Consider the following 7,807-nt stretch of genomic DNA (forward strand, 5'->3'; position numbering starts at 1 on the left):
AGTCGGCGCCGCCGGTGCCGATGCCGGCGCGCACGCCGGGCAGCCCGCCGGGGCGCTCGCCGACTACGCCTCCCGCCTCAAGGCCACGGCCGCCGCCCGCCTCGCGACCGCCAAGAAGTGGGGGCTGTCCGCCGCACCGCTGGCCGCGCCGCCGCCGCCCGCCGTGAAGCCGAGGATCACGACCCGCAAGGGGTTCGAGGTCGAGGGCGGCGACGCGGGCCTGCCGCCCGTCTTCACCCGCGTCCCCACCAAGGACAAGGTCGTCTTCATCACCATCGACGACGGGTCGGAGAAGGAGCCGCAGTTCATCGAGATGATGTCCGAGCTGCACGTCCCGTACAGCGCGTTCCTCAGCGACTACCTGATCAGCGACGACTACGGCTACTTCACCAAGATGCAGGCCAGCGGCGTCACCCTCAACAACCACACCCTCACCCACCCCTACCTCCCCGGCCTCAGCGACGCCCAGCAGAAGCGCGAGATCTGCGGCCAGCAGGACAAGCTCGCCAAGGAGTACGGCAAGCGCCCCACGCTGTTCCGCCCGCCGTACGGCAACTACAACGGCGACACCCTGCGCATCGCCAAGTCGTGCGGCATCAAGGCCGTACCTCTGTGGGAGACGGAGGCGTTCCCCACCCACATGGACTGGCGCGACGATGCCCAGCACTTCGAGCCCGGCGACATCATCCTCACGCACTTCCAGGGCCGCTCCGAGTGGAACGCCACCATGGTCGAGAACGTCAAGAACCTGCTGCGGCGCATCACCGACCAGGGCTACGCCGTCGCCAGGCTGGAGGACTACGTCTGAGAGACGCGACCCCGATCCCGACCACGGGCGCGGGCGCGGTACGCGGCGGCGGCGCGCGGCGCGGCGCCCCGCCCGCCGGCGGCGCGGACGTACGGTGGGGACGGCGAGCCCGCGAGGGGGACGGAGACGCGGCGCGTCCACGCCCGATTGGCACTCCGCTTGACCGAGTGCTAATCGCGGTCATAGTCTCAGGTCTGGCACTCAGCAAGTGAGAGTGCCAATGCGCGACGGGCAGGCCCGGCACCCGCGACGACGGTCCGGCTGGTCGCCACCTCAGACAGTCAACCCCGTGAGATCTCCGAAGGGGGAGGTCGGATCGTGACGACCGCCAGCACCAAGGTTGCCATCAAGCCGCTTGAGGACCGCATCGTGGTCCAGCCGCTCGACGCCGAGCAGACCACGGCCTCTGGCCTGGTTATTCCGGACACCGCCAAGGAGAAGCCCCAGGAGGGCGCCGTCCTCGCCGTCGGTCCGGGCCGCTTCGAGAACGGCGAGCGCCTGCCGCTCGACGTCTCCGTCGGCGATGTCGTTCTGTACAGCAAGTACGGCGGCACCGAGGTGAAGTACAGCGGCGAGGAGTACCTCGTCCTCTCGGCTCGCGACGTGCTCGCGATCATCGAGAAGTAACTCACCCCAGTATTGCTTTTCCGACCTGCGCCCCTGGCCTCCCCGCGTACGCCGGGCGGACAGGGGCGCAGGTCGTCTGAGAGGACACGGAAGCTCCCATGGCGAAGATCCTGAAATTCGACGAGGACGCCCGTCGCGCCCTCGAGCGCGGCGTCAACAAGCTTGCCGACACGGTCAAGGTGACGATCGGCCCCAAGGGCCGCAACGTCGTCATCGACAAGAAGTTCGGCGCCCCCACCATCACCAACGACGGCGTCACCATCGCGCGTGAGGTCGAGGTCGAGGACCCGTACGAGAACCTCGGCGCGCAGCTCGTGAAGGAGGTGGCGACCAAGACCAACGACATCGCGGGTGACGGCACCACCACCGCCACGGTGCTCGCCCAGGCGCTGGTACGCGAGGGCCTGCGCAACGTGGCCGCGGGCGCGTCCCCGGCCGCCCTCAAGCGCGGCATCGACGCCGCCGTCGCCGCGATCTCCAAGGACCTCCTGGAGACCGCGCGCCCGATCGACGACAAGTCCGACATCGCCGCCGTGGCCGCGCTCTCCGCGCAGGACCAGCAGGTCGGCGAGCTCATCGCCGAGGCGATGGACAAGGTCGGCAAGGACGGTGTCATCACCGTCGAGGAGTCCAACACCTTCGGTCTCGAGCTGGACTTCACCGAGGGCATGGCCTTCGACAAGGGTTACCTGTCCCCGTACATGGTGACCGACCAGGAGCGTATGGAGGCCGTCCTCGAGGACCCGTACATCCTGATCAACCAGGGCAAGATCTCCTCGATCCAGGACCTGCTCCCGCTGCTGGAGAAGGTCATCCAGGCGGGCGGCTCCAAGCCGCTGCTGATCATCGCCGAGGACGTCGAGGGCGAGGCCCTGTCGACGCTGGTCGTCAACAAGATCCGCGGCACGTTCAACGCCGTCGCGGTCAAGGCGCCCGGCTTCGGCGACCGCCGCAAGGCCATGCTCGGCGACATCGCCACCCTCACGGGCGCGACCGTCATCGCCGAGGAGGTCGGCCTCAAGCTCGACCAGGCCGGTCTCGACGTGCTGGGCTCCGCCCGCCGCGTCACCGTCACGAAGGACGACACGACCATCGTCGACGGCGGCGGCAACTCCGCCGACGTGGCGGGCCGCGTCAACCAGATCAAGGCCGAGATCGAGACCACGGACTCCGACTGGGACCGCGAGAAGCTCCAGGAGCGCCTCGCGAAGCTGGCCGGCGGCGTGTGCGTGATCCGGGTCGGCGCCGCCACCGAGGTGGAGCTCAAGGAGAAGAAGCACCGCCTTGAGGACGCCATCTCCGCGACCCGCGCCGCGGTCGAGGAGGGCATCGTCTCCGGCGGTGGCTCCGCGCTCGTCCACGCGGGCAAGGTCCTCTCCGACAGCCTCGGCAAGGAGGGCGACGAGGCCACCGGCGTCGCCGTCGTCCGCCGCGCCGTCGTCGAGCCGCTGCGCTGGATCGCCGAGAACGCGGGCCTCGAGGGCTACGTCATCACCTCGAAGGTGGCGGAGCTCGACAAGGGCAGCGGCTTCAACGCCGCGACCGGCGAGTACGTCGACCTCGTCAAGGCCGGCGTCATCGACCCGGTCAAGGTGACGCGCTCCGCGCTGGAGAACGCCGCGTCGATCGCCTCCCTGCTGCTCACGACCGAGACCCTGGTCGTCGAGAAGCCGGCGGAGGAAGAGGAGCCGGCGGCCGCGGGCCACGGCCACGCGCACTGACGCAGTCCTGTAGCGCTGTACCGCTGTACGGGCGAGGCCCGGCACCCCGAGACGGGTGCCGGGCCTCGCCCGTTTCCGCGTACGCACGTGCCCGCGTCACGAAGGGCCCGCGTCACGCCGAGCGGTGCAGTGACGCCGGTTGCACGGGCTCCGCGAACGGCTCGCCCTTCGTGAAGCGTTCGATCTCGTCCAGCGCGTGGTCCGCCATCCGGTGCAGCTCGTTGCCGAGCGAACCCGCCACGTGCGGCGTCAGCAGGACGTTGTCCAGGTCGTACAGCGGCGAGTCCGGCGCGGGCAGTTCGGGTTCCGTGACGTCGAGCACGGCGTTCAGGCGTCCCGATACGAGCTCGGGCAGCAGCGCGTCCTCGTCGATCAGCGACCCGCGTGACGTGTTGACCAGCGTCGCCCCGTCCGGCATCGCGGCCAGCTGAGCCGCCCCGATCATGTGGCGCGTGGCGGGCACTTGCGGCGCGTGGACGGAGACCACCGAGCTGCGCGCGCACAGCTCGTCGAGCGGTACGCGGACCACGCCGAGGGCCGCCGCGCCCGCCGCGTCGACGTACGGGTCGTACAGCAGGACGCGCAGGTCGAACGGGCGCAGCAGCTCGATCACGCGGCGCCCGACCCGGGAGGCGCCGACGATCCCCACCGTGCGGCGGTAGTTGCCCGCTTCCGCCAGCTCGCCGTGCCAGTCGTGACCGGCGCGCACCGCGCGGTAGCGCAGGGCGGACGCCAGGACGCCCTTGCCGGCGAACAGGATCGCGGCGAGCGTGTACTCCGCGACCGGCAGCGCGTTCGCCCCGGCGGCCGAGCTGACCGCGATGCCGCGCTCCCAGCACGCGTCGGTGACGATCTGCTTGACGGTGCCGGCCGCGTGGACGACAGCACGCAGCCGGGGCGCCGCGCGCAGCACGGACGCGGTGAGCGGCGGCGCGCCCCAGCAGGTGAGCAGCACCTCGGCCTCGGCGAGCGCGGCCTCGACGGCCGGGTCACAGCCCGTCAGGTCGCCTGCCACCAGGCCGGGATCGACGCGTACGAGCCCGGCGAGCCGGTCCCGGTGGGCGGCGGTGAGCAGCCGGTCCGCGATGCCGGGACCCATCGCGAGCAGCGCGGCGGGGCGATTGTCAGTGGGGTGGTGCATGGTGGAACTCGTACTCCTCGTGCGGGTCGCGGAGGTCACTTGACGCCGCCTGCCGTCAGGCCGGCCTTCCAGTGCCGCTGGAGGGTCACGAAGGCGACGATCAGGGGGAGGACGGCGAGGAGCGAGCCCGAGACGACCATCGGGTAGAAGTCGGGGGAGGCGTTGGCGACGCTGTGCCAGTTGTAGAGGCCGAGGCTCAGCGGGTACAGGTTCTTGTCCGAGAGCATCACCAGGGGGAGGAAGAAATTGTTCCAGATCGCGGTGAATTGGAAGAGGAAGACGGTCACGAAGCCGGGCATGACCATGCGCAGCCCGATCGACCAGAAGACGCGCATCTCGCCCGCCCCGTCGATACGCGCGGCCTCCAGCGCCTCGTTCGGTATGTAGCCGGCGCTGAAGATGCGGGAGAGGTACACGCCGAACGGGTTGACGAGGACGGGGATCAGCACCGACCAGTAGGTGTTGACGGTGTGTGTCGAGACCGCGAGCAGGTAGAGCGGCAGGGACAGCGCCGTGGACGGCAGGAGCACGCCGAGCAGGACGACGGCGAACAGCTTCTCCTTGCCCCGGAAGTCGTACTTGTCGAAGGCGTAGCCCGCGGCGACGCTCACCAGCGAGCAGCCGAGGGCGCCGAGTCCCGCGTAGAGGAGCGAATTGCCGTACCAGCGGAAGTAGATGCCTCCCTGGTAGGTGGCGAGGGTCGACAGGTTGTGCCCGAAGTCGAAGCCCGCGAAGGAGAAGACGTTGCCGCCGAGGATGTTGCCGGCGTTCTTGGTGGCCGCCGTGACGAGCCAGACGAGGGGAAAGAGGGTGTAGGCGGCGGCGATGGCGAGCAGGCCGTTGACGGCGGTACGTGACAGCCAGCGGCTGCGGGGCCTGCGGCCCGCGGTGACGGGCGGGCGGCCGTCCGCGCGGCCCGCGGCGGGGCCCGGCCGTCCGGCCGGGTCGACGATGAGCGGAGTGGTCATGACCGCGCTCCCTTCCTGTTGGCGAGCCGGGTGACGCCGAAGGACAGCACGGCGGCGACGAGTGCGATGAGGACGGACGCGGCGGCGGCCCGCCCGTAGTCGCCCAGCTGGAACGCCTCGGCGTAGGCGTAGAGGTTGGGGGTCCAGGCGCTGGTGATGGCCGAGCCCGAGCCGGAGAGCAGCAGCGGCTCGGTGAACAGCTGGAGCGAGCCGATGATCGTGAAGAGCAGCACGAGGAAGACGGAGGAGCGGATGAGGGGGAGCTTGATGCTCCACGCCTGGCGCCAGTTGCCCGCGCCGTCCACGGCGGCGGCTTCGAGGAGGGAGCGGTCGACGGCCTGGAGCGACGCGTAGAAGATGACGACGTTGTAGCCGAGCCATTCCCACAGCGCGATGTTCACCACGGAGGGCAGCGCGCCGTTGGAGGAGAAGAAGTCGAGGCCGATGCCGCCCGCGCGCATCGCGTCCACGACGGGGCTGAGGCCTGGCGTGTAGAGGTAGACCCAGATCAGTGCCGCGATCAGGCCGGGGATGGCGTGCGGGAGGAAGAGCGCGAGCTGGAAGAAGCGCCGGGCGCGCGCGAGCGCGGTGTCCAGCAGCAGCGCGATGACGAGCGCGCCGCCGACCATGATCGGGATGTAGCAGACCACGTACCCGGCGAGCACCCGGAAGCCGTCGCGGAACGCGGCGTCGCCCAGGGTGGCGAGGTAGTTGCCGAGGCCGTCGAAGACGCTGTGCGGGCCGCTGAATCCGAGCCCCGACAGCTTCTGCGTGAACAGGCTGAGCCAGATCGCGTAGCCGACGGGGATCAGCATCGCGACCGTGAACAGGACGAAGAAGGGGGTGAGCAGGATCCCGGCGGCCATGCCGGTGCGGCCGCCACCGCGGCGGCGGCCCGCGCCGCGCGCCCGGGTGCGGGGTGCCCCGGCGCCGGAGGTGGCGGTGGTGGCGGTGGTGGCGGAGTGCGTGGCCGACGGTGTCCGCGGCCGCGCGGGGCCGGTGCCTCCCGTGCTCGTTTCCGTGCTCATGAGGCGTCCTCCACGGTGAGACCGCTGCCGCGCAGGGCGGAGACGGTGGCGCGCTGGGTGGCTGCGATCGCGCGCGGCAGCGTGGTGCTGCCGCCGACGACGCCGTGCAGTTGGTCCTTGAGGGCGTTGTTGGCCGCGGCGGTCGGCCCCCACAGCCAGTGCGGGTCGATGGTGGCGCCGGCCTTCTCGTACAGGCTGTAGAGGTCCTGGCCGCCGTAGAAGCTGGTGTCGATGGCCTTGCGTGCGACGGGGACGAGCGACGGGTCGGCCGGCAGGGCGGTCGACGTGCTCGCGCTGACGCGCGCCCGCACGGAGTCCTTGGAGGTGGCCATCCAGAGGATGAACTTCATGGCGGCGGCGGTCTTGGTGCTGTTCTTGGAGATCGCGAAGGTGGAGCCCTGGCTCATGCCCACGGACGGGTGCGCCGCGTCCCAGCTCGGCATGGGCATCGCGGCCCATTCGCCCTTCTCCTCGGGCACGATGCCGGCGAGCGTGCCCGCGCCCCAGGAGGCGCCGAGGTAGCCGACGGTGGTGCCCGCCTTGAGTGACGCCGTCCACTCGGGGCTGTAGGAGGGCGCGGTGGAGACGAGCCCGTCGTCGATCATGTGCTGCCAGTACGCCGCGACCTTGCGTGTTGCCGGGTCCACGGTGTCGACGCGCCACGCCCCGTTCCTCGTGGTGAACCACCGTGCGCCGGCCTGCCAGGCCATCGTCTGGAAGAACGTCGGGTCGTCGGGGAAGAAGGTGGCGATCCGGGTGCCGGGCGCGGCCTTCTTCACCTGCCGCGCGGCCGTGCGGAACTCGGCCCAGGTCCTGGGCAGCGCGATGTGGTGCCGGGCGAAGAAGTCCTTGCGGTAGTAGAAGATCTGCGGCGACGCGTCGGAGGGCACCGCCCAGTTCTTCCCGCCCATCGTCGTCAGCTGGATGGTCTGCGGCAGGAACCGCTTCTTCACCGCGGGCGTCAGGTAGCCGCTGAGGTCCTTCAACGAGCCCTGGCTGACGAACTGCGCGAGCTCCGGGTATTCGATGGACAGTACGTCGGGCGCGATCCCGGCCTTGATCGCGTTGGAGATCTTCGGGTAGCCGCCGAGGCCGCCCGAGGGGATCTCCTCGAACTTGACCTTGATGGTGTCGTGCGTGGCGTTGAACTCGTCCGCCACCTCCTGGGATCCCTTGGTCCAGGCCCAGAAGGTGACGGTGACGGGGTGCGCCGCGGTCCCTTCCGCGGGCGCCACCGGCGCGCCGCCGCACCCCGCGAGCACGGTGAGGGAGAGGAAGACGGCGGCGGCTCCCACGGCTGTTCGTAGGGGCCGGGACCAGGTAGGGCTCACGGCGCTGCTCCTCTGCGTCGGGGACAGGCGGTCGCGGCGATGATTCGAGCCGTCGTGAGCGAAGTCAAGAGCGAAAGATTGATTGATCGAAAAATGATCGAAACGATGGGGCGGTGATCAGGCTGTGGTGATCAGGCCGGACGCACCGGCGCGGGGGCGTGGCCCGCACGCGCGGCCGCGGCG

The 7,807-nt window shown here is 70.4% G+C and carries 7 protein-coding genes; 3 read left to right on the forward strand and 4 right to left on the reverse strand.

Annotated features, from left to right (window positions below; translation table 11 throughout):
• The 3 genes from JFN87_RS30685 to groL form a co-directional block, all read left to right on the forward strand.
• Nucleotides 1-808, forward strand: an 808-nt coding sequence (locus JFN87_RS30685) for a polysaccharide deacetylase family protein (protein WP_209345408.1), incomplete at its 5' end; no start/stop codon positions are given.
• 318 nt (nucleotides 809-1,126) lie between these two features.
• Nucleotides 1,127-1,435 (forward strand): co-chaperone GroES, encoded by a 309-nt coding sequence (gene groES / locus JFN87_RS30690; protein ID WP_209345410.1) that lies wholly within the window; start codon nucleotides 1,127-1,129, stop codon nucleotides 1,433-1,435.
• Between the two features lie 98 nt (nucleotides 1,436-1,533).
• The gene (gene groL, locus JFN87_RS30695) at nucleotides 1,534-3,156 is read left to right on the forward strand and encodes a chaperonin GroEL (RefSeq protein WP_209345412.1); all 1,623 of its coding nucleotides are present in this window, start codon (nucleotides 1,534-1,536) and stop codon (nucleotides 3,154-3,156) included.
• 112 nt (nucleotides 3,157-3,268) lie between these two features.
• Here the strand turns inward: groL and JFN87_RS30700 are convergent, their stop codons facing one another.
• From JFN87_RS30700 to JFN87_RS30715, 4 genes are all read right to left on the reverse strand, one after another.
• Nucleotides 3,269-4,297 (reverse strand): hydroxyacid dehydrogenase, encoded by a 1,029-nt coding sequence (locus tag JFN87_RS30700; protein ID WP_209345414.1) that lies wholly within the window; start codon nucleotides 4,295-4,297, stop codon nucleotides 3,269-3,271.
• Nucleotides 4,298-4,332: 35 nt separating this feature from the next.
• A complete protein-coding gene (locus JFN87_RS30705) occupies nucleotides 4,333-5,265 on the reverse strand; it encodes a carbohydrate ABC transporter permease (protein ID WP_209345416.1) in 933 nt (310 codons plus the stop codon).
• On the reverse strand, nucleotides 5,262-6,131 hold the full coding sequence (locus tag JFN87_RS30710; RefSeq protein WP_209345419.1) for a carbohydrate ABC transporter permease: 870 nt from the start codon (nucleotides 6,129-6,131) through the stop codon (nucleotides 5,262-5,264). Before JFN87_RS30710 ends, JFN87_RS30705 begins: the two co-directional genes overlap by 4 nt.
• Before the next feature lie 158 nt (nucleotides 6,132-6,289).
• Entirely contained in the window at nucleotides 6,290-7,624 is a 1,335-nt protein-coding gene (locus JFN87_RS30715; protein WP_209345417.1) for an ABC transporter substrate-binding protein, read from the reverse strand.
• Nucleotides 7,625-7,807 lie beyond the last annotated feature (183 nt).

Source organism: Streptomyces montanisoli (assembly GCF_017813245.1).
GTDB classification, from domain to species: domain Bacteria; phylum Actinomycetota; class Actinomycetes; order Streptomycetales; family Streptomycetaceae; genus Streptomyces; species Streptomyces montanisoli.

Bases quoted from the DNA above. Each gene is read 5' to 3' on its own strand.
- JFN87_RS30705 (WP_209345416.1), bottom strand. From the start codon at position 5,265: ATGACCACTCCGCTCATCGTCGACCCGGCCGGACGGCCGGGCCCCGCC.
- JFN87_RS30700 (WP_209345414.1), bottom strand. From the start codon at position 4,297: ATGCACCACCCCACTGACAATCGCCCCGCCGCGCTGCTCGCGATGGGT.
- groL (WP_209345412.1), top strand. From the start codon at position 1,534: ATGGCGAAGATCCTGAAATTCGACGAGGACGCCCGTCGCGCCCTCGAG.
- JFN87_RS30710 (WP_209345419.1), bottom strand. From the start codon at position 6,131: ATGGCCGCCGGGATCCTGCTCACCCCCTTCTTCGTCCTGTTCACGGTC.